This is a genomic window from Flavobacterium hercynium (genome assembly GCF_002217285.1).
In the GTDB taxonomy this organism is placed as follows: Bacteria; Bacteroidota; Bacteroidia; order Flavobacteriales; family Flavobacteriaceae; genus Flavobacterium; species Flavobacterium hercynium.
Window position 1 is genome coordinate 205,521 of sequence record NZ_MUGW01000017.1, and the last position, 24,150, is coordinate 229,670.

19 protein-coding genes are annotated in these 24,150 nt (G+C 32.3%); 8 read left to right on the top strand and 11 right to left on the bottom strand.

Annotation, left to right across the window (positions count from 1 at the left end):
• Positions 1-87: 87 nt before the first annotated feature.
• The 6 genes from B0A66_RS08800 (at position 88) to B0A66_RS08825 (ending at position 7,359) form a co-directional block, all read left to right on the top strand.
• Positions 88-2,259 (top strand): S9 family peptidase, encoded by a 2,172-nt coding sequence (locus B0A66_RS08800; protein WP_089049479.1) that lies wholly within the window; start codon positions 88-90, stop codon positions 2,257-2,259.
• A 36-nt stretch (positions 2,260-2,295) separates the two neighbouring features.
• Complete coding sequence (locus B0A66_RS08805; RefSeq protein WP_089049571.1) at positions 2,296-3,972, top strand: peptide MFS transporter; 1,677 nt, start codon at positions 2,296-2,298, stop codon at positions 3,970-3,972.
• A gap of 1 nt (position 3,973) precedes the next feature.
• Positions 3,974-5,458: a peptide MFS transporter gene (locus B0A66_RS08810; protein ID WP_089049480.1), complete on the top strand. Its 1,485-nt coding sequence runs from the start codon at positions 3,974-3,976 to the stop codon at positions 5,456-5,458.
• Between the two features lie 52 nt (positions 5,459-5,510).
• Positions 5,511-5,978 (top strand): thioredoxin family protein, encoded by a 468-nt coding sequence (locus B0A66_RS08815; RefSeq protein ID WP_089049481.1) that lies wholly within the window; start codon positions 5,511-5,513, stop codon positions 5,976-5,978.
• 214 nt (positions 5,979-6,192) lie between these two features.
• On the top strand, positions 6,193-6,648 hold the full coding sequence (locus B0A66_RS08820; protein WP_089049482.1) for a hypothetical protein: 456 nt from the start codon (positions 6,193-6,195) through the stop codon (positions 6,646-6,648).
• Positions 6,649-6,909: 261 nt separating this feature from the next.
• Entirely contained in the window at positions 6,910-7,359 is a 450-nt protein-coding gene (locus tag B0A66_RS08825; protein ID WP_089049483.1) for a hypothetical protein, read from the top strand.
• A gap of 6 nt (positions 7,360-7,365) precedes the next feature.
• On the opposite strand, the gene B0A66_RS08830 is transcribed toward B0A66_RS08825, so the two are convergent.
• The 5 genes from B0A66_RS08830 to surE all read right to left on the bottom strand — a co-directional run bounded on the left by B0A66_RS08830 (position 7,366) and on the right by surE (position 12,193).
• A complete protein-coding gene (locus B0A66_RS08830) occupies positions 7,366-9,405 on the bottom strand; it encodes a ComEC/Rec2 family competence protein (RefSeq protein WP_089049484.1) in 2,040 nt (679 codons plus the stop codon).
• A gap of 55 nt (positions 9,406-9,460) precedes the next feature.
• The gene (locus B0A66_RS08835) at positions 9,461-9,952 is read right to left on the bottom strand and encodes a C40 family peptidase (RefSeq protein WP_089049485.1); all 492 of its coding nucleotides are present in this window, start codon (positions 9,950-9,952) and stop codon (positions 9,461-9,463) included.
• A gap of 18 nt (positions 9,953-9,970) precedes the next feature.
• Positions 9,971-11,083 carry a lipid-A-disaccharide synthase gene (lpxB, locus tag B0A66_RS08840; RefSeq protein ID WP_089049486.1) on the bottom strand — a complete coding sequence of 371 codons (1,113 nt, stop codon included), beginning with the start codon at positions 11,081-11,083 and terminating at the stop codon, positions 9,971-9,973.
• Between the two features lie 65 nt (positions 11,084-11,148).
• On the bottom strand, positions 11,149-11,421 hold the full coding sequence (locus B0A66_RS08845; RefSeq protein ID WP_089049487.1) for a hypothetical protein: 273 nt from the start codon (positions 11,419-11,421) through the stop codon (positions 11,149-11,151).
• The gene (surE, locus tag B0A66_RS08850) at positions 11,414-12,193 is read right to left on the bottom strand and encodes a 5'/3'-nucleotidase SurE (RefSeq protein WP_089049488.1); all 780 of its coding nucleotides are present in this window, start codon (positions 12,191-12,193) and stop codon (positions 11,414-11,416) included. The genes B0A66_RS08845 and surE overlap by 8 nt, the downstream gene beginning before the upstream one ends.
• A 212-nt stretch (positions 12,194-12,405) precedes the next feature.
• On the opposite strand from surE, the gene B0A66_RS08855 reads away from it, so the two are divergent.
• Positions 12,406-14,589, top strand: a complete 2,184-nt coding sequence (locus tag B0A66_RS08855; RefSeq protein ID WP_089049489.1) for a carboxy terminal-processing peptidase — start codon at positions 12,406-12,408, stop codon at positions 14,587-14,589.
• Between the two features lie 86 nt (positions 14,590-14,675).
• Positions 14,676-15,488, top strand: coding sequence for a DNA/RNA non-specific endonuclease (locus B0A66_RS08860; protein WP_089049490.1), 813 nt, complete (start codon positions 14,676-14,678; stop codon positions 15,486-15,488).
• Here B0A66_RS08860 and rpe read toward each other — a convergent pair.
• The 6 genes from rpe to B0A66_RS08890 all read right to left on the bottom strand — a co-directional run bounded on the left by rpe (position 15,465) and on the right by B0A66_RS08890 (position 23,972).
• The gene (gene rpe / locus B0A66_RS08865) at positions 15,465-16,127 is read right to left on the bottom strand and encodes a ribulose-phosphate 3-epimerase (RefSeq protein WP_089049572.1); all 663 of its coding nucleotides are present in this window, start codon (positions 16,125-16,127) and stop codon (positions 15,465-15,467) included. The two genes, B0A66_RS08860 and rpe, sit on opposite strands and share 24 nt — an antisense overlap.
• A 351-nt stretch (positions 16,128-16,478) precedes the next feature.
• Positions 16,479-17,342 (bottom strand): sigma-70 family RNA polymerase sigma factor, encoded by an 864-nt coding sequence (locus B0A66_RS08870; RefSeq protein WP_007804760.1) that lies wholly within the window; start codon positions 17,340-17,342, stop codon positions 16,479-16,481.
• 142 nt (positions 17,343-17,484) lie between these two features.
• Entirely contained in the window at positions 17,485-19,239 is a 1,755-nt protein-coding gene (locus B0A66_RS08875) for an MPN domain-containing protein (RefSeq protein ID WP_089049491.1), read from the bottom strand.
• The gene (locus B0A66_RS08880) at positions 19,227-20,417 is read right to left on the bottom strand and encodes a DUF4249 domain-containing protein (protein ID WP_244283417.1); all 1,191 of its coding nucleotides are present in this window, start codon (positions 20,415-20,417) and stop codon (positions 19,227-19,229) included. The genes B0A66_RS08875 and B0A66_RS08880 overlap by 13 nt, the downstream gene beginning before the upstream one ends.
• 25 nt (positions 20,418-20,442) lie before the next feature.
• On the bottom strand, positions 20,443-23,220 hold the full coding sequence (locus tag B0A66_RS08885) for a TonB-dependent receptor (protein ID WP_089049493.1): 2,778 nt from the start codon (positions 23,218-23,220) through the stop codon (positions 20,443-20,445).
• Positions 23,221-23,225: 5 nt separating this feature from the next.
• Positions 23,226-23,972, bottom strand: a complete 747-nt coding sequence (locus B0A66_RS08890) for a hypothetical protein (protein ID WP_089049494.1) — start codon at positions 23,970-23,972, stop codon at positions 23,226-23,228.
• Between the last annotated feature and the right edge of the window lie 178 nt (positions 23,973-24,150).

Consider the following 24,150-nt stretch of genomic DNA (forward strand, 5'->3'; position numbering starts at 1 on the left):
TTTTTTGATTTTTAACACTTAAAATGTGTAATATGTTTATTTTTTTTACTAAAATTGGGGTCTTTTTTATATTTAAATTAATTCTCAATGAATACAAGTAAAATTACTTTAATGTTTTTGTTTTTTGTTGCTGTCGTTTCTGGCCAACAGAAAATTACTATCGAAAATATTTATGGCGGGACATTTCGTGCTAAAGGAATGGACGAGTTGCAATCTTTGAAGAATACAAACCAATATACGGTCTTAAATGTCGATATGGCAAGCAGGACGATGCAGATTGATTTGTATGATTTTGCAACGTTAAAGAAAGTATCGAATTTGATTGATACTAAAAATCATAAGGAACTTGAAGATGGTATCGATAGTTATACTTTTGATGCTTCAGAAAAGAAAATTTTAATAGCTTGTAATTCAAAGAAAATATTTCGTCACTCTTTTACGGCAGATTATTTTTTATATGATATAGCTTCTAAATCCTTAACGAAGCTTTTTGATTTCCAGATTCAGGAACCAACTTTTTCACCTGATGGAACTAAAATAGCGTACGCAAGAGAGAATAACTTATACGTTTATAATGTAGCTTCTAAAGCTTCTACGGCAATAACTACAGACGGAAAGAAAAATTCGATTATAAATGGTATTACGGACTGGGTTTATGAAGAAGAGTTTGCTTTCGTTAAAGCATTTGACTGGAGTAAAGACAGTAAAAAAGTAGCTTACATTCGTTTTGATGAAAGTGCAGTTCCGGAATTTTCAATGTCAATTTTCAAGAAAGATTTATACCCGACAATTGACACCTTTAAATATCCTAAAGCAGGAGAAAAAAATGCAATAGTTTCTTTACACCTTTATGATGTTGCTGCAAATGCTGTTAAAAAAGTTGATTTGGGAAATTATAACGATTTTTACATTGCCAGAATTAAATGGACAAATGATAGCAATATTTTATCAGCACAGGTTTTAAACCGTCATCAGGATAATCTTGATTTGTTATTTGTAGACGGAACAACAGCTGTTGCTAAAGTTGTTTTAAATGAAAAAGACAAAGCTTATGTTGACGTTACAGATAACTTAACATTTTTAAAAGACAATAGCTTTATCTGGACAAGTGAAAAAGATGGTTTTAATCATATCTATGTTTATGATAAAACAGGAAAACTTAAAAATCAGGTAACGAAAGGAAACTGGGAAGTAGTTTCTTATTACGGTTTTGATGAGAAAACAAAAACTATTTTCTACCAATCTACAGAAAATGGATCAATCAATAGAGATGTTTACCGCATCGCATTAGACGGTAAAAACAAAGTTCGTTTATCTAAAAATATTGGAACAAACGCTGCAACTTTAAGCCCTGATTTCAAATACTACATCAATACATTCTCAAGTGCTTCTCAACCTACTACTTATACGTTGAATGAAGCGAAAGCAGGAAAAGAAATTCAGGTTATAGAAAACAACCAGGCTCTTGCTGAAAAATTAAAAGCTTATAATTTACCAAAAAAAGAATTTTTTGTTTTGAAAACGGCAAAAGGTCACGATCTTAATGCGTGGATTTTGAAACCGGTAGATTTTGATCCTTCTAAAAAATATCCTGTATTTATGTTTCAATACTCTGGACCAGGATCACAACAAGTTGCGGATAGCTGGATAAACAGCAATGATTATTGGTTTGCGTCTCTTACGCAGCAAGGTTATATTGTAGCTTGTGTTGATGGTAGAGGAACAGGATACAAAGGTGCTGACTTTAAAAAAGTAACTCAAAAAGAATTAGGAAAATACGAGGTAGAAGATCAGATTGATGCTGCTAAAGTAATTGGTGCTTATTCTTATGTTGATGCAGCAAGAATTGGAATCTTTGGATGGAGTTATGGTGGATTTATGGCTTCGAACTGTATTTTTCAGGGAAGCGATGTGTTTAAAATGGCAATAGCTGTTGCACCTGTAACTAACTGGCGTTTTTATGATAGCGTATATACAGAAAGATACATGCAGACTCCACAGGAAAATGCAAGCGGTTATGACCAAAATTCTCCGATTAATCACGTTGATAAATTAAAAGGTAAGTTTTTATTAGTTCATGGTTCAGCTGATGACAATGTTCACTTACAAAACTCAATGCAAATGATGGAAGCATTGGTTCAGGCAAATAAACAGTTTGATACTCATATCTATACAGATAGAGATCACGGTATTTACGGTGGGAAAACGAGAATTCACCTTTACAATAAAATGACTAACTTTATCAAGGAAAATTTATAAAACAACTTTATCAACTTTAAATAAATAATGAATAATATGGAAGGAACTCAAGTGAAAACAGCGCATCCTAAAGGACTGTGGGTTTTGTTTGGAACGGAGATGTGGGAGCGGTTCAATTTTTATGGAATGCGGGCTTTATTGACTTTATTTCTTGTAAACTCATTATTAATGAAAGAAGAAGAAGCTTCGTTGATTTACGGAGGTTTTCTTGGACTTTGTTATTTAACTCCAATGTTGGGAGGCTTTGTTGCCGATCGTTTCTTAGGAAATAGAAATTGTATCCTCTTGGGTGGATTATTAATGGCTATTGGTCAATTATTATTATTTACAAGCGGTAGTATTTTTGAAGGCAACTTAGGTTTTGCTAAAATCATTATGTACTGCGGTTTAGGAGTAATTGTTTTTGGTAATGGATTTTTTAAACCAAACATTTCAAGTATGGTTGGAAGTTTGTATCCAAAACAGGAAAAAACAAAATTAGATACTGCTTTTACGATTTTCTACATGGGGATTAACATTGGTGCTTTCTTAGGGCAATCAATTTGTCCATTGTTAGGAGATGTTAGAGATACTGGAGGAATTAGAGATATTCACGCTTTCAGATGGGGATTTTTAGCAGCTTCTGGTGCTATGTTTATAGGAACAGTTTTGTTCTATATTTTAAAAAACAAGTATGTAGTTTCTCCGGAAGGAAGACCATTAGGAGGCTTGCCTTCTAAAAATGTAGCGGCAGATTTTGAAGAAGGAGAAGCGCAAAAAGCAAACTTCTCTACTAAAGCATTGACAGTTGCAGGTATTGCATTTGTGGCTTTAGGGTTCTTTTTTCACTACGTAGTAGGTCAAAATTTAATATACACATTAATCTACTCAAGCGGTGTTGCTTTAGCAGGATTAATTGTTTCTGATACTTCATTAACTAAAATAGAAAGAGATAGAATTATAGTAATCTATATCGTGTCTTTCTTCATTATTTTCTTTTGGGCTGCTTTCGAACAAGCAGGTTCATCATTAACTTTTATTGCAGATAATCAAACAGACAGAAATTTCTTTGGCTGGCAAATGCCTCCATCAATGGTTCAGATTTTTAATGGACTTTTTGTGGTTGTTTTAGCGGTACCTTTTAGTATTCTTTGGGATTCTTTAAGAGCAAAAGATAAAGAACCAATTTCTCCGGTTAAATTAGCAATTGGTTTAGTTATTATTACCATAAGTTTCTTCATGATTGCAACTCAGGTTTCTTATATCGGAACTTCAGGATTGTTATTGGTTAAATGGCTTATTTTGTTGTATTTCTTAAATACATGTGCTGAGTTGTGTTTGTCTCCAATTGGATTATCTCTTGTTGGAAAATTATCTCCAAAACGTTTTGCATCATTATTATACGGAGTATTTTTCTTGTCTAATGCATCTGGTTATGCATTAGGAGGAACTTTAGGTTCTATTTTACCGGCAACAGGTGATAAATACAAAAAAGCACAAGAACTAGGTATAGATTTACAAGCAGTTTTAGATAAAACAACGACTTTAACAGAGGATCAGGTTAAATTATTAGACCATCATCAAATTAGCGATCATTATCCTGAATTTGCTGGTTTTGTAATTCATAATTTATATGAATTCTTTATGGTGTTCGTTGTTCTGACAGGACTTGCAGCTATATTGTTGTTTGCTTTGACGCCATTATTGAAAAAAATGATGCACGGAGTTCGATAATATGGAAAAGAATTTAACTTTAGAAGAAATTCAGGATTTTAAAGGCAAATACCCTAAGCAATTATGGTATTTGTTTTTAGTTGAAATGTGGGAACGTTTTTGTTTTTACGGAATGAGAGGTGTTTTGGCATTTTTCATGGTAGATCAATTAGGATTATTAGAAGGTAAAGCAAATCTTCAGTACGGAGCGATTCAAGCTTTTGTGTATGCTTTTACTTTTATTGGTGGAATTTTTGCCGATAAGATCCTTGGTTTTAAAAAATCGTTGCTTTTTGGTGGAATCGTTATGATTTTGGGGAATTTACTAATTGCGGCTTCTCCACATGATTTCTTTTATTACGGAATAACATTGTCTATTATTGGAACTGGTTTCTTTAAGCCAAATGTGTCTTCAATGGTAGGAGAGTTATATCACGAAAATGATGGACGTAGAGATGCTGGTTACGGTATGTTTTATGCGGGTATTAATGTAGGTGGAATGTTGGGTGGTGCAATTCCAATTTATTTAGGAAAAAACTATTCATGGAGTTTGTGTTTTCTTTCTGCTGCTATAGTTATGATTGCAGGAGTTGTTACCTTTCTTCTGACTAAAAAACATTTAGCGCCAATTGGAAATTCTCCTCTTGTAAATCACACGCCTAAAAAACGTAATGCTTATGAAATAGCCGTTTATGCAGGATCGTTATTAGCAATACCATTGATTTATATTATGGTAATCAATTCTGATTTTACAGAATATTTCATGTATACAATAGGAGTGGTGGCATTAGGTTATTTCCTGTTTGAATTATTAAGGATAGAAGATAGGAAACAACAGTATAAGCTGTTAGCTGCTTTTATTTTTATTTTTGGATATTTTATGTTTATGGCTATTTCTGAGCAGTCAGGAGGGTCACTTTCTTTATTTGCAAAAGACAACTTATCATCTGAATTATTGTCTTTTAATATTGATCCCAATGTGGTTAATAATAGTATAAATTCACTTTTTATTATCATCTTTAGTCCGTTAATAGGCTTGCTTTGGATTTTTCTATACAAGAAAAGAATTGAACCAAACACCGTTATTAAGTTTGGGTTCTCCTTTATACTTTTAGCTGCGGGATTTTTCATTTTTTACAGTGCAAGATTCTTTGTTGATGCTAATGGCTTGAGTTCGTTAAATGTTTTTGCATTAGGATATTTAGTTTACACACTTGGAGAGTTGTGTATTGGACCAATTGGAATGTCAGTAATTACAAAATTATCACCAAAAAGATTATTTGGGATGATGATGGGATTGTGGTTCTTATCAAGTGCATTTGGTCAGTTTGCGGCAGGGAAACTTGGATCAGAAATGTCAAATGCGAATACAGGAACAACTTTGATGTCTAAGCTTATGGCGTATACAGATGGTTACTATCAGCTTGCATTGTATTCTCTTATTGCAGGTATTGTTTTGATTGTTACGACTCCTTTAATTAAAAAATTAATGCAAGAAGTAAAGTAGGCGACATTTTGGAATCTAAATTTTGTTTAATTTTGGAAAAAATTTAATCAGCATGAAAAAAATATTCTTAATTGCACTTTTTTTAGTTGGAGCATTTACCGTTGAAGCGCAAGAGTTAAAATGGTATACAGATGTAAAAGAAGCTGTTACTGTTAGTAATAAAGAAAAGAAACCAATGCTTCTTTTTTTTACAGGAAGTGATTGGTGTGGATGGTGCATTCGTTTGCAGAATGAAGTCTTGAAAACGGAAGAGTTTAAAAAATGGGCATCAGGGAATGTTGTTTTAGTTGAATTAGATTATCCAAGAAGAACAGCTCAGACTCCTGAATTAAAAAATCAGAATAGTGAGTTACAGCAGGCTTTTGGAATTCAGGGATTTCCAACGATCTATTTTACAAGTGCTGAATCCAAAGATGGAAAAGTAAATTTTAAAGGTTTAGGACAAACAGGATATGTGGCAGGTGGACCATCAGCTTGGTTAGCTGTCGCAGAAGGAATTGTTCATCCGAAGAAAATATAATTACAAAATAAAAGAATTTTAAAAATCCTTACAGAAATGTAAGGATTTTTTTGTTTACAGATAGTAGTTGTAATAGGTATTTCTTTATTATTAGCATAATGATATTTTTATTAGTATAAAAAAACACATAATGTATTTTTTGTGCTAATAAAAATTGGAAAATTAAAATATTATGTTAATTTCGTAAAGCTAATCTAACCAAAACCAAATTGATATGACTAAAAAACTACTTATCCTACTCTTCTTTTTTTGTTCATTTTTAATGCGTTCTCAAAATCTGGTTTGGAGAACCAATATGACCGATGCGATTGCAATAAGTAACGAACTTCGTAAACCAATGCTAATTTTGTTTACAGCCACCGGAGTGCCGGATAATCTTCAAAACGAAATTTTCAAAACTCCTGATTTTGCTGTGTGGTCGCGAGATAATGTTGTTCTTGTGAAATTGGATTTATCTGATGTAAATGCATCTGATAGTGATAAAGAGCAAAATGTACGGCTAAAAAATGCTTTTGGTGTTGTTGATTTGCCTGAAGTTTGTTATGCAAGTGCTTCCATCAGAAAAAGTAAAACGACATTTAGTGCATTAGGGAAAATTGCTTATAAACCTGGAGGAGCAAAAGCATGGATATCGGAATCAAATGCTATTTTACATCCAGTTGAAGAATAAAGTTTTAAATTAAGTTGCTTAATTTAATTTGTAGAAGTCCCTTTTCTGCAACTGCTTGAAAAGGGATGTTTTACCCATAATTTTAACTGATACAATTGTCAATTTTAGCTCTAAAATTTTAATTATTTTCAGTATTTAACGTTTTAACGTAAAATATCGTTTATTTTTGAATTTATTTTGTTTTTTATCTTAATATTTATTGCATGGTTTATTAATTGTGTTAATTTAGTTTCATTAACTTAACCCAAAAAACCTTTTATTATGAGCCAAAAACTACTTATCCTACTATTTTTTATTGGTACTTTTTTTGTGAAATCACAGAGCTTGTTTTGGAATACAAGCGTTGTTGATGCAATAGAATTGAGTAATTCGCAAAGAAAACCATTATTACTTTTTTTTACTGCATCTGGCACATCAGATAAAATTCAGAATGAAATTTTTAAAACTCCTGATTTTGCTTCCTGGTCTGCAAAAAATGTAATTTTAGTAAAACTTGATTTCTCAGATCCTAACATTTCACCCGAACAAAAAGAGCAAATTAATTCTTTACGTACTGCTTTTGGTGTAAATGAGTTTCCTCAGGTTTGTTATGCTACCGCTTCTGTTAGAAAGGGAAAAACGAATTTTAATTCGTTAGGCAGTATTGCTTACAATAATGCTAGTGTAAAAGCGTGGATTACTGAATCAAATTCGATTTTGAATCCAGAGTAATCGCTTTTAGAATTTACTTTCTAAAGTTAACTTATAATATCCCTTTTCTGCTGTTGCATGAAAAGGGATCTTTTTTTTCTCACAGCTTAACTTCCAAGATTTCTGAAGTGTATAAGAATTAGAGGCGTCCGCAATTATTGCTTTCGGTTTTAAATCTGCTATGACACGATCCAGATTTACATGTGTTGATTGTGTTAAGATCAAGATGTCAGGATGGATATCTTTTTTGTAAACGCAACTGCTGTCTATTAAAAGTATTTTAATGTTATTAAAAAAATAAGTATTTCTTGTTCTGTTTGTTGCTTTTAGAATTCCAAAATTCTCTGTTAGATAAGATTGAAGCGAACTTATCTTTTGTAGCGTATCAGTAGTGTAAAGTGTCGTATTTCGACCATATTTTTCCGTGATATTCGTATTTTTATTTGTGTTGTAAACAATTAGTTCCTGTTGTTCTGAGGTACGTTTTTTTGATCTTATAAATGTTAATTGAAGTAAGATCACAGTTCCTAGAGTAATAAATAATTTGTTGTGAGTCGGTTTTTTGAGCCAAATAATAGTACTGATTAGAAATAGGTAAAAGGCAATAGTATAATCGAAACTAAAGCTGATTTCTCTAATTATAAAAGATTCATAGGATGCTATATGTTGTGTAATTAAATTTAAAACAGTAATCAGTTTTTCTAAAGCTATGATTAAAAATTCAGGGCATCTTGTAAATGCAGCTATAAGCATAACTGCAATTCCTATTATCATAATAAAAGATAAAAAAGGAAGAATCACGATATTGGTAACAAAAAATAGACACGGAAATTGATGGAAATAATACAGACAAATCGGGAATGTTCCTATTTGGGCTGCAAAGGAAACAGTCAACGCTTCCCAAATATAATGAAGGACTTTGTTTTGTGGCTCCCAAAGATTTTTTAATAATGGCTGTAGCCAAAGAATTGAAAATAAAGCGATGTAACTTAACTGAAATCCCACCTCAAATAAAAAGTAAGGTTGAAAAAGCAATATGATAAATGCTGAAACTAGTAACGTGTGATATATGTTGCGCCCTCTTCTCAGATGATCTGCAATAGCGATAAAGGAAAACATAATTACAGATCTTAAAACCGGAGGCGAAAGTCCTGAAAGGATTGCAAAAGCACCCAGTGAAGTTATTAGGATTATTAACTTTGTTAAGGAACCTTTCGGCGTATTTGGGATCGGTTTTAGCAGAAAGAGAATGAATAACATTATGAAGCCGACATGTAATCCGGATACCGATAAAATATGTGCAGCTCCGGAATATTGGTAGTTCTTTACTGTTTCAGGAGATAGGTCTTGCTTTTGACCCAATATTAATGCCAGTGCAACATTCATTTCGGTTTTATTGAACTTCGATTTTTCAAGATTAGTAATTATTCTTGCGTTTATTCTCGAAGCATAATACCATAAATCTTTCTGTAAATTGGTACTAACTTTTATTTCAGATTTGTTAGTGTAAAGCTGTGCGAATATCTGTTTGTTAGCGAGGTATTTGGAATAGTCAAATTGGTTTGGATTTTTGGGTTGGTTGGTATGCTGCAGCGTTGTTTTTACTTTGATAATATTGCCTGTTATAAGTGGCGCATTTTTGTTGTCTTTGGTGATGTTGATGATTACCTTTCCTGAAGAGGATTGCCCTTCGATGTTCTTTAAAATGCCAATATATCGATCATTATGAGTATTGCTTTTTAATTTTTCGCGTATAATTAAAGTTAGTGTGTGATCTTCTTGAAAAGCATTTTTGAAATGCGTGTAATTTGATTTATTTGAGGTATCCGTCTGAAGGATTAAGGTTGTTACTCCAATACAAGAAGAAATCAGCAAAGCGCTTATTCCGAAAAGGATATTTAATTTTTGGTGTTTTTTGCAAACAAAATGTAAAACTATAAAAATTAAAAGATTTACAGTGAGCGTGACAATTGCGAAGAAAAGAGAAGGCTGTAAATAATAAGAGACCAAAATACCAATCACAAAACTGATTGTTATTTTTGTCAAAGGGAAATCGAATACTTTCATGGCTTTAAAAGTATTGATTTTTTGTAAGTCTAATAACGTTTATTTAAAATTTAACTCACTCTACTATGCGATTAATCTGAGTAAAGGAGTTCTTATAATAAGGTTCTTTTGTAGAAGAAATAATAACGCCTTTTGAAGTAGAAGAATGAACAAATTTTATTTCATCAGAATTAATTTCTGTGATGAGGCCTACGTGGTTTATTTGTTTGCTTTTATTCGTTTTAAAGAAAATCAAATCGCCTTTTTTTGCATCATCAAATTTTATTACTTTTCCGACTTTGGCTTGTTCGTAAGAACTTCTTGGTAATTTTATATTTTCCGATTCAAAAGTAGTGTAAACAAGGCCAGAGCAATCAAAGCCATTTCTTGTAGTTCCTCCAGCTTTATAGCGTACACCAATATTATCTGTAGCCTTTGCAATCAGATTTTTTACCAAATATTTCTCTTCTTTTTTGGTTTCTTTTTTAGTTACACTAGTTGCTGTTGAAGTTGATTTACAAGAAGCAAAAAGCAGCGATGAAAAAAGGAAAATAAGTATCTTTTTCAAACGGATATTTTTTTTTAATTACTTTAAATCAGTAACAATTAGTTTTGCAGTTTTTTTGCTGGCGCCAACGCCGCCTAATTTTTGTTCTAGAATGTCATAATTTTTTAATAATTTCTCACGGTAAGCAGGCTCAATTAACTTTTGAAGTTCTTCTTTGATGCGTTTTGTGTTGCAGTCATCCTGAATTAATTCGGTTACAACTTCCTGATCCATTATCAGGTTTACAAGCGAAATGTATTTTAAAGTAATGATGCGTTTTGCAATTTGATAGGACGCCCAGCTTCCTTTGTAGCAAACCACTTCAGGAACTTTAAAAAGAGCTGTTTCTAAAGTTGCCGTTCCGGAAGTTACCAGGGCTGCGGTTGAGCTTCGAAGAAGGCTATAGGTTTTATTCGAAATGAATTTAATGTTTTTATTGGTAATAAATTGTTGGTAAAACTCAAAATCCTGACTTGGAGCGCCCGCAATAACAAATTCATAATCCTGAAAATCGTCAACAACGCTCAGCATTACGCTCAGCATTTTTGTGATTTCCTGTTTACGGCTTCCCGGTAAAACAGCAATAATAGGTTTTTCGCTAAGTTGGTTTTCTTTTCTGAATGTGTTTTCGTCAAAAGAAGGTTGATTGTGAATGGCATCGATTAACGGATGACCAACAAATTCTACCGGAAAATGATGTTTGTCTTCGTAGAATCCTTTTTCAAAAGGAAGTATTACGAACATTTTGTCGATATCTTGTTTTATTGCCTTAATACGATTTTCTTTCCATGCCCAAATTTGAGGTGAAATATAATAATGTGTTTTGTAATTCAGTGCTTTAGCCCATTTTGCTATACGCATGTTAAAACCAGGATAATCTATAAAAATTAAAACATCTGGCTGAAATGCAGTAATGTCTTTTTTGCAAAATGTGATATTAGATAAAATAGTCTTTAGGTTAAAAAGAACTTCAACAAATCCCATAAAAGCCAATTCACGATAGTGTTTAACTAATGTGCCGCCCACATTCTGCATTAAATCGCCTCCCCAAAATCTAATTTCTGCCTGAGGATCTTCCTCATATAAGGCTTTCATTAAGTTAGAACCATGTAAATCTCCAGAGGCTTCACCAGCTATTATGTAGTATTTCATAAGTGTTTTTTTGAGGATGCTTTTTTATTTTAAAAGAAATAAAATTTCAAATGCAAAGATAGGATTTAAATAAACATGGTAGAAATTGCCAAAACAATCACCGCTAGAACAACGCCTCTTGCCATCATTTCCTTGTTTTTCTTTAATAATATTCCAAAAACGGCAAGGTCAAGAACAGTTCCAAGTGTAATTATTTTTCCCAAATACCCGTTTTGCCTGATCGTTTGAATTCCGGAGGAAATATCAAATTGGGTAAAGAAGGTGATGAAGAGATAACTTCCAAGAAGAGAAGTACATATTCCGATAATAAAACCAATAAGTAAGTCTTTTTTATTCATTTAATTTCCAGGTATTAAGTTGTTGCATAGTATGATGTGCGGTTAAGTCAAACTGAACAGGAACGATAGAAATATATCCGTTTTCTAAAGCCCATTCGTCTGTGTCTTCACCTTGGTCTTCATTTACAAATTTGCCCGTAAGCCAATAATAATCTTTACCAAAAGGAGTCTGTCTTTTATCAAACTTTTGAGCATAATAAGCCTTAGCTTGACGACAAATTTTTATTCCTTTAATTTCGTTTTCTTTTAATTTAGGGAAATTGACATTGAGTACTACTCCTTTGGGAAGTTGGTTCTCCAATGTTTGTAAAGTTATTTTTTTAACGAATGCTTTTACAGGTTCAAAATCGGCATTCCAGTCAAAATCAGATAAGGAAAAACCAATGGCAGGAATTCCTTCGATTCCGGCTTCTACAGCGGCACTCATTGTTCCGGAATAAATTACGTTGATAGATGAATTTGTTCCGTGATTAATTCCTGACACACACAAGTCAGGTTTTCTATGCAGAATTTCATTTACTGCCAATTTTACACAATCAACAGGAGTTCCGGAGCAGCTGTATTCGGCTATAATGTCATTTTCCTTTGATATTTTATCAAGATATATAGTATTGTTGATTGTGATGGCATGTCCCATTGCGCTTTGAGGTTTGTCAGGTGCAACCACAACTACATCTCCAATGGTTTCCATTACACTTATAAGGGCTCTTATTCCAGGTGCGAGAATACCATCATCATTGGTAACTAAAATTAGAGGTTTTTCTTGATTCATAATAAAAAGGGCTATTATTTGGGGCTGTTTTACGAATTATGTAAGCAAATGTACTGACAGATTTTTTTACAATAGTAACAAATAAAATAAAATTTGTCAACTATCACAAAGTTCGCTTTTGTAAGCCGAACATTTTTATATCTTTAACAAAAAATTATAGTGAAATTGGCCTTCTTGGCATAGTTTTTACCGTAACTTAGACTAAAAAATTGATGAATGCTATTATTAAATTTATGAAACGAAATTATAAAATACTTATAGCCGTATTATGCTTGTCAGTAACTTTGTTTGCTTTTAAAATAAATGCTGACAATACGGATCCTGATCCTAATAGAGACAAGACTTTATTGGAATTGCTTGCATTTGTTATAGAAAAAGGGCACTATAGCCCGGCAGAGATAAATGATGAATTTTCTAAAGGAGTTTTTAAGGATTATGTTACAGCATTAGATCCATCAAAAAGATTCTTTTTACAGTCTGATATTGATGAATTTAAGCAATATGAGCTGCAATTGGATGATTTGTTTTTAATGAAAGATCTGACGTTCTTCAATCTTACTTATACAAGATTGATGAAACGTATGGAAGAAAGTAAAAAACGTTATAAAACTTTATTAGCGCAGCCACTTAATTATACAGTGGATGAAACTTTTAATGCTGATTACGATAGTGCACCTTATGCAAAAAATACTGCTGAAATTAATGAAAGATGGAGAAAGCAAATTAAACTGTCTACACTTTCTTCATTGGTCACAAAGCAAAAATTAGAAGAGGATAAAAAGAAAACAGATCCTAATTATAAAGAGAAATCTTTTGAAAAATTAGAAAAAGAAACACGTGAAAATTCGCTAAAATCATTAGATGATAATTTTAGTCTTATTAAAGATTTAAATAAAGAGGACTGGTTTTCTGTTTATGTAAATTCAATAATGACGCGCTTTGATCCGCATACAAGTTACTTTGCTCCGGAAGATAAAGATCGTTTTGATGTTAATATCAGTGGAAAATTAGAAGGTATTGGAGCTAGATTAACAAAGAAAAATGATTTCACTCAAATTGATGAATTAATCTCTGGAGGTCCTGCCTGGAAAGGTAAGCAATTAGAAGCTGGTGATATGATTCTGAAAGTAGCGCAAGGAAATGAAGAGCCTGTAGATGTAGTAGGAATGCGTCTTGATGATGTTGTGAAAAAAATAAAAGGTCACAAAGGAACTGAGGTAAAACTTACCGTTAAAAAAGTTGACGGAACCATCAAAGTAATTTCAATCATAAGAGATGTTGTTGAAATAGAAGAAACGTATGCAAAATCAAGTATTGTAGAAAAGAATGGACTAAAATACGGGGTTATTTATTTACCTAAATTTTATATCGATTTTGAAAACAAAGATGGTCGTGATGCTGGAAAAGATATCGCTAAAGAAGTTGAAAGATTGAAAAAAGAAGATATAAGCGGAATCGTTCTTGATGTTCGTGATGACGGTGGAGGATCATTATCTACAGTTGTTGATATTGCCGGTTTATTTATCGAAGAAGGACCAATCGTTCAGGTAAAAACAGTTGGTAAAAAGAAAGAAGTATTATATGACAAAGATAAAAAGATCGAATGGGATGGACCATTAGTAATTATGGTAAACAGCTTCTCAGCTTCGGCATCAGAGATTTTGGCTGCTGCAATTCAGGATTACAAACGTGGTATTATCATTGGAAGTAAGCAAACTTACGGAAAAGGAACAGTTCAAAATGTACTGGATTTAAATCAATTTGTACGTAATGCAAATTATGGAGATTTAGGAGCTTTGAAAATTACTGGTCAAAAATTCTATAGAATTAATGGTGGTTCAACACAGTTAGAAGGAGTTCATAGTGATGTGGTTATGCCAGATCGTTATGCGTACTTAAAAATGGGTGAGCGCGATATTGACAATGCAATGCCTTGGGATAAAATTGATCCTGCTGATTACAGCACCTGGACGCAAAACCAGAAATTTAATCAGGCAATTGCAAACAGTAAAAACAGAATTGCACAAAATCCTCAGTTTAAATTGATTGAAGATAATGCAAGATGGATTGATGTTAAGAACAAAGAAAACACGTATAGTCTGAACATTACCAGTTTTAAAGCAACTCAGGAGCAAGTTGAAAATGAAGGTAAAAAATACAAACCAATTTCAGAATACAAAAATGATTTGGTTTTTAAATCTTTGCCTTACGAAGATCTTGAAATGAAAAGCGATGCAAGTTTAAAAGAAAAAAGAGATGCATGGCATCAGGCTTTGTCTAAAGATGTTTATGTGGAAGAAGCATTAAATGTTTTAGATGATTTGCAGACAACAAAAAACAACGTTGTTAAAAATAGTTCAACAAAAATTAAAAAAGAGAAAGCAATAAAATCTTAATCTTTTTAGAAAATAAATTTATTGATAAAGCGCTCCGAAAGTTTATATTTACGGAGCGCTTTTTTTATGATCTAATTGCAATAAATATGAAAGATAAAATTATTTTAGGATTGATAGGTTTGGTGTTTCTGTCTTGTCAAAAAGAAATAAAACCAAAAGAAGAAGTATTAAAGCAAGAATTGCAACAGGAAGAATTTGTAAAGGAAGAAACGTCTGCTTTTATTTCAAATCAAAATACTACTGATGCAGGATTTAATGTTACTTATTTACCAACGTCAACAACAAAACAAGTTGTAAAACACCAATATTACACACTTTCTTATAATGAAGAATTTGAGCAGGCAGAATGGGTTGCGTATGAATTGAAGAAAGAATATTTGAAGAATGGAAAATATAAACGTCCGTTTTTTATTGAAGATCCAAAAGTAGTAACCGGATCTGCAGATTGGAGGAATTACAAAAAATCCGGATATGACAAAGGACATCTTTGCCCGGCTGCTGATATGGGATTTGATGAAAAGGCTTATAATGATACGTTTTACACTTCAAATGTTTCACCTCAAAGACATGATTTCAATAGTGGTATCTGGAACAGAATTGAACAAAAAACTCGTTACTGGGCAGATAAACACAATGATATTTACGTAGTCACAGGAGGAGTTTTGAAAAATACAGATAAAAAAATAGGAACAGAAAATGTTGCTGTTCCTAAATATTTTTATAAAATTATTGTAGCTAAATCTGGAAAAGAACATAAAGCTATCGCTTTTTTAGTTCCGAATCAGGATAGTGATAAATCACTTTATGATTTTGTGGTTCCTATCGAAACATTAGAATCAATGACCGGGATCGATTTTTTTCCAAATTTAAAAAACTTAAAAAGCAGTAAGGACTTTTAGATCAGCAATAGTCTGAATTGGATTTTCTGCTTTAAAAACATAGCTTCCTGCTACTAAAACATCAGCTCCTGCTTCTACTAGTTGTTTGGCATTTTTATTTGTTACACCGCCATCAATTTCAATAATAGTTGAAGCATTTTTACGTGTAATTAAATCTTTCAGTTTTTTAACTTTAGCGTATGTGTTTTCAATAAATGATTGTCCTCCAAAACCAGGATTCACACTCATAATACAAACCAAATCGATATCGTTAATAACGTCTTCTAAAAGATCAATATTCGTGTGTGGATTAATGGCAACTCCAGCTTTCATTCCTTCCGCTTTGATAGCCTGAAGCGTTCTGTGCAGGTGCGTGCAAGCTTCGTAGTGAACAGTTAAGATATTTGATCCTAAATCAGCGAAGGTTTTGATGTAGCGGTCTGGATCGATGATCATTAAATGTACATCGATTGTTTTTTTAGCGTGTTTCGAGATCGCTTCAAGAACGGGCATTCCAAAAGAAATATTCGGAACAAAAACACCATCCATAATATCGATGTGAAACCAGTCAGCCTCACTGTTGTTTATCATTTCGATATCGCGTTGTAAATTAGCGAAATCCGCTGCAAGAACAGAAGGAGCAATAAGTGTATTCTTCATTGTGTGTTGTAGTTGTTTGTGTTCTTTTTTTTGCAAAAGTAAGACTTTAGTTTTGTTTACAATGAAATTAGATTTCATTTTTTAAATCATTGAAGATGATTAACAAATTAAGTTTTGATTGCTTAAGTGGCTTATTTTTAATTTACTGATAATTTGACTTTGTGAAGCTAATCCTTTTAATGATTCAAGCTAAAAATAAAAAACTCCGGTAATCAGCCGGAGTTTCAATCATCAATCAAAAAACGAACAGTCAATCAAACTGTTGTTTGCTGTGTAGTTGAAAGTCAAATGTCTAAAAGTCAAAAAAAAGAGCTTTTTAGACTTTAAAACTTTCTAACTTTAAGACTATTTTTAGCCTAAATAAGTTTTAAGAATTTTACTTCTTGAAGTATGTTTTAATCTACGGATTGCTTTTTCTTTAATCTGACGAACACGCTCACGAGTAAGGTCAAAAGTTTCTCCAATTTCTTCTAATGTCATTGGATGTTGATCACCAAGTCCAAAGTATAAACGAACAACATCAGCTTCTCTTGGAGTTAATGTTTCTAGTGAACGTTCAATTTCAGTACGTAATGATTCGTGAATTAATTCTCTGTCTGGATTTGGAGATTCCCCAGAACGTAAAACGTCATAAAGGTTAGAATCTTCTCCTTCTACAAGAGGAGCATCCATAGATAAGTGACGACCAGAGTTTTTCATCGACTCTTTTACATCATTTACCGTCATGTCAAGTTCTTTTGCAATTTCTTCAGCAGAAGGCGGACGCTCGTTAGATTGCTCTAATAAAGCGTACATTTTGTTGATTTTGTTGATAGAACCAATTTTGTTTAAAGGTAAACGAACGATACGTGATTGTTCTGCTAATGCCTGTAAGATAGATTGACGAATCCACCAAACTGCATAAGAGATAAATTTGAAACCACGCGTTTCATCAAAACGTTGAGCCGCTTTAATCAAACCTAAATTTCCTTCGTTAATTAAATCAGGAAGTGTTAATCCTTGATTTTGATATTGTTTTGCTACCGATACTACGAAACGTAGGTTGGCCTTTGTTAATTTTTCTAAAGCTCTTTGATCACCTGCCTTTATTCTTTGTGCTAATTCTACCTCTTCATCAGCGGTAATTAGGTCAACTTTTCCGATTTCTTGTAGATATTTATCTAACGATGCAGTTTCACGATTGGTTACCTGCTTGGTGATTTTAAGTTGTCTCATGTCGTTGTGTCCTCAATTTTAAAGTGTACAAATGATTATACGTAAAGACTATAATAAAAGTTACAAAAAAAAATAAAAAAATAAAAATTCCCGCTTCATTTTATTGAAAACGGGAATTATATTGTAGAATTGAAGTGTTTTTTTAGTTTGCAGAAGTATCTTTTACTTCGATAATTTCGCGCAAAGAAACTGGTGATCCATTTTTAGTAAAGCCTTCAAGTTTTATTTCGTATGTCCCTGAAAGATCAGAGGTGTAAAATAAATTATTATCATTTTTTAAGGTAACGTTCGGATTCCAAAACAATTGGTTTCTAAAATCTGGTATTCTTTCGTTGTCTGCGTTAGCCGTATATTCAATTTTATTGTATATTTTTTTAGGCTGCGGCCTTAAAATAGTAGTGTTTAATATAAATGATCCTGTTTGAGTGCTAACAAAATCTTTATTGAAAGTAGTAAAACTAACCAATCCATTAAAGGCTTTTGAACCCACATAATAACGCCCTACGATTAGTTCAATTTTGTAAACGTTTTTCATAGGGTAAGTTAGTAACTCATTTTGATTCTCTAAATACAAACCATCAATAAGTACAAGAGCAGATTCCTGTAATTGAGGAAAAACACTTGGATCATTTACGTGAAGGCGAGCCTTACCATCATTTTGTTTAATATAAAGTTCAGTTGCAACTTCGGTTACTGTTTCTTTTAGTGTTTTAAATCGTGTATAATCATCCAGAATATATTGTTTAGCAAGAGGAGCATAAAAAGGTTCTAATGTAGGCGTTTTAGAAATGGTGCTAACTTTTTTATGATAATAAGCATTTTCAATCTGACTTGAAATAGATCTTTCTAATAACGTTTCTTTTGTAGTGTATGATAAATCAAAACCAGTGTTCAAATTTATTTTAGAGTAATCAATGTCTGAAATATTTTGTAAAGCAAGATCGTAATTGTTTGCTTTGTCATCTATAATTTGAACCGTAATATTTGAAGTATAATAAACGTTTTTAACGTTGAAAATAAAATCTCCATTAGCATCAGTCTGTGTTATTTCAAAAGCATAAGATTTTCCGGGAAGTGATAATGCAACGGTTAAATTCTGCACATTATCAGTTTTATTTTTCGCAGTTACCTTTCCTGAAATAAGTTCACCTCTTAGTTCTGGAAGATGAATTTTATTTACCAAGTTCTGAATGTTAAGCAATGTATTATTGCTTGAAACAGGAGCAAATTCCTGAGCCGAAATCTGATTTTTAACAGGTAAAACATCTGTTTTTCTAACAGATAAAGAATAGTTTCCGTCTGCCGGCAATGCCGTTTTAGATTCAACTTTTAAGTCTACTAATTCACGATTTGAAAAAACTTTTTTAGGTAAGCTCAATTTTAGGTTAGTGTTTGAATTGCTAGTTTCTACAGAACGACTTTCGTTATTGTTTGTTCCTAGTGTTATATCTTTTGTGTTGGAATTACTTCCGACAGGCTTTTTGTCTTCTTTTGTAAAAGGGTTAATGACAGCAATGTCGATCTGAAATAATTCAGATACAGGTTTATTAAGCGTCCAGTTTGTGTAACCTATTAATTTATAGTTTCCGGTTTTTAGTGTGGTTGGTATAAAGTAATCGCCTTGTCCCGTAGATTTTTCTAATACTATTTTAGTTTTAAAAACTGATTTTTTGCTTTCATCAACTAATTCAACATAAGCAATCTTGCTTACTTCACTTGGTGTTTTATCTGTAGATTTTAAGCAATAAACTTTAAACAGCAATGTTTCTCCGGAAACGAAGGTTGTAGCATTTGCATGAATGAACACCGTCTCGTCTAAAGTCACGGCTTGCTGAGCGCTAAGTAATTGTGTATTTACCAATACAAACAATAATATAAGGTGTTTTAATTTGTCCAAAATGAAGGTATTACGTTTGATGAAAATGATGTACAGTCTCCGCATTCTACAGGTACCATGAAATAAGAAAGATCTTCTATGTTATACGAAAAACTAATTCTATTTAATTGTATAAGATCAATTAATAAAGTTCCTCTACATGGTGGAATGCTGACACCCTGAAAGCAAAATCTATATTCTTCTTCTTGACAATCAGTGTAATAAGGTGGTAATTCCTCTTTCGGAAAAAGATCAGCATAATTAAAAAATATTCTTTTTGAAGAGGCAGAAGAAACTTCAAAAAAGCCTATTGCTTTTTGGTCAGTATGTGATATGCATTTTATATTTCCGTTTACAAAGCCAGGCTGTTTAGGAGATAATACGCTAGCAGAGCTTGAGATTTCTTTCATGGTTTTGCGAAACGTATAGGATGCTATATTTTGAACATATTGTTTTACAAAAATGCTATAGCGATGACTTATGATATAGTTTTGATCACTAATAAAGCGTAATGGGAAGTTAACACGATCCTCTTGTAAATCTGTTGTAGTAGTTAGAATAATGTCATTAGAAGTTTTGGTGGTATAGCATATTCTTTTATTAGGATCGTTAGGTTGTAGCTGAATTTTTTCCGGTCCTATTGGTACAGCTTTTTCCTGACGATATACGGGAGCAATAATTTTATATGTTTCTTCATATTCATATCGATAGTATTTCGAGGTATTTGCGGGATCATAACTGTGTACTCTAATCTGTACGCCTCGGCCTTCTTTTCTATCGGTAACAACTTCAGCTGTAATGTCTTCTATTTCGTTTGCCGTTGTAACTGTTTCGTTTGAAGATTGGTAAATTTTGCCATCTTTGGTTTTTATGTCTAAAGTATAAGTTCTGTCCGGTAAGGCTTGAAAAGCATTTTCGGACAAGTAAATTCCGTTGTCTTCTTTAAAGGTATATACTGCTCCTAAATCGTCTTTAATGCTTACTGTAGCGCCAGTTTCGATGGCTACACCGTCATCTTCAAGTTTAGCTGTTTTAGAAAGTTTTATTTCCTGCTTTTTCAATTCGTTAGTTATGGTAGCTTCGATTACCAATGCTTCTTCATACGTATCCGTTTGTAGAACATAAGTTTCTGTGCAACTAGTAAGAAGTATACTAAGTAGTAATGCGATAGTGAGTTTATTTTTAAATAATGTTTTCATGATTTTTGAATCCATTTTTATGGTATTAAAATTTAAAATTATAAGTGATACTAGGAACTGGGATTGAGAAAATAGATGTTTTATAACCTTTTATCTTTCCTGCCTGATCCGTTACAAAATAGATTGAATAGGGGTTATTTCGGCCTAAAACATTGTATATCGAAATATTCCAGAAACTATGAGCAAGTTTCTTTATTTTATGATTTCCTTCAATGTTTAATCCAATATCTAAACGTATGTAATCTGGAATTCTAAATTTATTTCTGTCGCTGTAAAGCGTATATTCTGCACCTCCATAGTTGTATGTTCCAATAGGGAAAGTAATTGGTCTTCCGGTTTGGTACAAAAAGTTAGAAGATAAACTATATCTTTTTGTGAATTTATAATTTAAAACGGCACTTAAGTCATGAGGTTTGTCAAAATTTGAAGCAAAGTACTTTCCATTATTTACCTTTTCGTCATTAAATTGTCCGTCCAATTTTGTTAGTGATCTTGAGTAAGTATATCCAAGCCATCCATTTAATTTTCCAACTTGTTTTTTAATTAAAAATTCTACACCATATGCTTTTCCTTCGCCTTGTAAAAGAGCCGTTTCGACATTCTCATTCAGTAAGACCTGTGCGCCAACTTTGTAATCTAATATGTTTTTAGATCTTTTGTAATATCCTTCTAAGCTTACTTCGTATTCTTCATCGTCTAAGTTTTTAAAAAGTCCCAAAGAAATTTGCTGTGCAGTTTGAGGAGCGATATTAGCATTAGATAATTTCCAGGTATCAGTAGGAGATTGCGTCACGTTGCTCGATAGAAGATGGATATATTGTCTCGTCATATCGTATCCGGCTTTTATAGAAAAGTCTTCTGTAAAAAAATACCTTGCTGCAACTCGGGGTTCGAATCCTCCATAAGTTTTTACAACTTCATTGTTGTCATAATGCTCTTTTCTAATAACAGTTGCATCACTTATTGGTGCGTTTTCTTGGTAAATATTCACATCTGCTTCTCCTAAAGACGCATAGAATGAATATCTAACTCCTAAATCTATTAATAAATTTTTGCTCAATTTATAGCTGTCAGATAAATATATACCGGACTCAAGCGCTTTCTCTTTTGCCAGATCAGTTGCAACTAAAGTTGCTTCTGGTTTTGTTGGATGCTGGTAACCAGGATTTATATTATACAATTTGCTTGAAAGACCGTAAGATATTTTATGTTTTTCGTTTAGTGCATAATTGAATTTTAATTGCAATTGAGACTCATTTATTTTATATCCAAACTTAAATGAATTAACATCAGGAGAATCGTAATCAATATTGAATTTGTATTCACTATTGGTTAAAATAAGTGCCGACTTGTGATCTTTATTAAAAGTATGATCCCATTTCAACGATGCCAGTCTATTGCTGTATTTGTAAACAGAATCAGAACTAATGCTAAAACGGTCGTTACTGTAATAAGCTGTGGCTTCTATATTGTTGTTTTCACTAAGGGCATTGTTATACTTCAAAATTCCATCGTAAAATCCAGCCTGGCTGTTTTTTAGATTTTCGTCATCAAGACTTTTTAATATCCAGTCAGAGTAGGTTGCTCTTCCGCCAAATAAAATGCTGGATTTGTTTTTTTGGATAGGTAATCCAAAACTTAAATTTGATGTAACAGGTCCAACAGCACCTTCACCCGAGAATTTTTCGGGATTTCCATTTTTGGTTGTAATGTCAAACACAGATGATAATCTTCCTCCGAAATCAGCAGGAATACTACCTTTGTAGATGTCTGCTTTTTTTGCAGTATATGGATTTATTGCAGAGAAAAAACCTAAGAAATGCTGAGGATTATATAATACAGCATTGTCAAGAAGAATTAAATTTTGATCTTCTTTTCCACCTCGCACATTAAATCCTGCTGATCCTTCGCCAGTAGTTTTAATACCAGGAAAAGTAGTAGCTACTTTTAGAATATCTCGTTCTCCAAGAATTAAAGGAACGTTTTTCATACCTTCAATATCTATAGAAACTAAGCCAGAAACAGTTGTTTCTGTTGCTCTTTGGCCTTTCTTTTTAATAACAACTTCGTCTAACTGATTTGATTTGTCATTAATATTAAGATCTAAATTTCCATCGTCATACAGAATTACCGTTTTCGAAATTTCTTTATGGCTTAGTGATTTAATTTCTATAATATTCAGACCTCTTGGTAATTGTAAGCTATATTGACCATCTACATCAGTAGATGTACTGATGTTTTTGTTTTTTACCTTTATATAAATACCAGGTTCCGTTTTGTTGGTTTCTTCATTTCGTATCGTTCCGGTAAGTTTGAAGCTTTTTTTAGAAGACTCTTTATTTTCTTTACCTATAAATATAACAGAAGATTTTTTAGTAACACTGTAGCTATTCAAAGAATCGTATTGCTGATAAAAAACAGGATTGTCAGGATTATTATTCGAATTGCTTTCTGCTGGAGAATCTGAAAAATAATTCGCAGGTAAATCGCTATGAATGATATTGTTTAAGGTCAGGATTACTTTGTTTTTTACAACAATAAAATTTAGATCAGTTTTGTTTAGAATTTTATCTAGAACTTCGTCAACGGTTACATTTGTGTAAGTGCCCGAAACAAGTGTTTTGTTAGACTCTAGCCAAACTGGATCAAAGTAAAACTTATAAGATGTAGCCGATTCAATTGCTTTTATTGCTGTCAATAAGGTATCATCCTTAAATGTAACCGATATTTTGTCATTTGAATTTTGAGCAAATGAAAAATTAAATGATGTCAAAATGAATAAGGCGAGTATAATTTTTTTCATTAATCTTAGTTATTTTGGTTAGAAAGAGAGTTGTAAATAAATTTCATTAAATTGGTCATGAATTTATTTAAATCAGACTTTTTAACTTCTCTATTCATTATGTAAAACTCGTTGATTTGTTTTTTCTTGTCCGGAAAGATTTGGATAATTTCACTTTTACTATTTACCGTATACAGCTTTTTATGGTAGGCTAACAGGTAATTATTGCTGCGTTTGAATTTGTAGAATATGCCATCTTCCTTGACTATTTTTTGCATTAATTTGCTATGCTTGATGAAAAAAACAAAATCCTCGCTGCTTTCTGAGGTTTCATAATAGCCGGTTGTTAAGTTAGGCGAATTATATTGCCCTTTTTTTAGTTTTACAAAATTGCGATCGTATAATGAAAAAGCGTCTACTTTTTCAGTGACAAGGCTTATTCCGATATGTTCAGAGGCTCCGTATGGATTTAATACAAGTATATCACGATAGATGTCATACTTTAGTGCAGTTTCGTAATAAGTCTGCCCTTCAAAAGTTAAAGTTCCTTTTGTAAATACATCTTCATCAAAATAAAGCGTATTGTCGTCCAAAGTCTTGTACGGATTGGTATGAAGTGCTCCGTTATTGATGTCAAGATTTTGTTTGCCAAGTGTTGTGTCGAACCAGTTATAAAGTGATGTATTATTGTTGGTTTGGCTATGGATGTTGTAAATATTTAAAGATAATCCAAATAAAATAAGGAATGCAGATTTTTTTTGATAATTTTTCAAAGGATTGATTGGTTTTTTTGATTTGTTTTGGATGATTCCAAAAGTATCAAAAAAAAGTTATTTGTATAACATTTATCTGTTAAAATGTAATAATATGTTTATGATTTAAAATTAAAAACGCCAATTCAAATTTTGAATTGGCGTTTTCTATAAATAAACCTTTAGTAAACTAAGATCT

What these genes read in the sequence shown, in the direction of transcription:
- lpxB (WP_089049486.1), bottom strand. Translation starts at nt 11,083, where the DNA reads ATGAAATACTACATAATAGCTGGTGAAGCCTCTGGAGATTTACATGGT.
- rpe (WP_089049572.1), bottom strand. Translation starts at nt 16,127, where the DNA reads ATGAAGAATACACTTATTGCTCCTTCTGTTCTTGCAGCGGATTTCGCT.
- B0A66_RS08830 (WP_089049484.1), bottom strand. Translation starts at nt 9,405, where the DNA reads ATGAAAGTATTCGATTTCCCTTTGACAAAAATAACAATCAGTTTTGTG.
- B0A66_RS08815 (WP_089049481.1), top strand. Translation starts at nt 5,511, where the DNA reads ATGAAAAAAATATTCTTAATTGCACTTTTTTTAGTTGGAGCATTTACC.
- B0A66_RS08855 (WP_089049489.1), top strand. Translation starts at nt 12,406, where the DNA reads ATGAATGCTATTATTAAATTTATGAAACGAAATTATAAAATACTTATA.
- surE (WP_089049488.1), bottom strand. Translation starts at nt 12,193, where the DNA reads ATGAATCAAGAAAAACCTCTAATTTTAGTTACCAATGATGATGGTATT.
- B0A66_RS08845 (WP_089049487.1), bottom strand. Translation starts at nt 11,421, where the DNA reads ATGAATAAAAAAGACTTACTTATTGGTTTTATTATCGGAATATGTACT.
- B0A66_RS08885 (WP_089049493.1), bottom strand. Translation starts at nt 23,220, where the DNA reads ATGAAAAAAATTATACTCGCCTTATTCATTTTGACATCATTTAATTTT.
- B0A66_RS08880 (WP_244283417.1), bottom strand. Translation starts at nt 20,417, where the DNA reads ATGAAAACATTATTTAAAAATAAACTCACTATCGCATTACTACTTAGT.
- B0A66_RS08820 (WP_089049482.1), top strand. Translation starts at nt 6,193, where the DNA reads ATGACTAAAAAACTACTTATCCTACTCTTCTTTTTTTGTTCATTTTTA.
- B0A66_RS08825 (WP_089049483.1), top strand. Translation starts at nt 6,910, where the DNA reads ATGAGCCAAAAACTACTTATCCTACTATTTTTTATTGGTACTTTTTTT.
- B0A66_RS08860 (WP_089049490.1), top strand. Translation starts at nt 14,676, where the DNA reads ATGAAAGATAAAATTATTTTAGGATTGATAGGTTTGGTGTTTCTGTCT.
- B0A66_RS08810 (WP_089049480.1), top strand. Translation starts at nt 3,974, where the DNA reads ATGGAAAAGAATTTAACTTTAGAAGAAATTCAGGATTTTAAAGGCAAA.
- B0A66_RS08800 (WP_089049479.1), top strand. Translation starts at nt 88, where the DNA reads ATGAATACAAGTAAAATTACTTTAATGTTTTTGTTTTTTGTTGCTGTC.
- B0A66_RS08870 (WP_007804760.1), bottom strand. Translation starts at nt 17,342, where the DNA reads ATGAGACAACTTAAAATCACCAAGCAGGTAACCAATCGTGAAACTGCA.
- B0A66_RS08805 (WP_089049571.1), top strand. Translation starts at nt 2,296, where the DNA reads ATGGAAGGAACTCAAGTGAAAACAGCGCATCCTAAAGGACTGTGGGTT.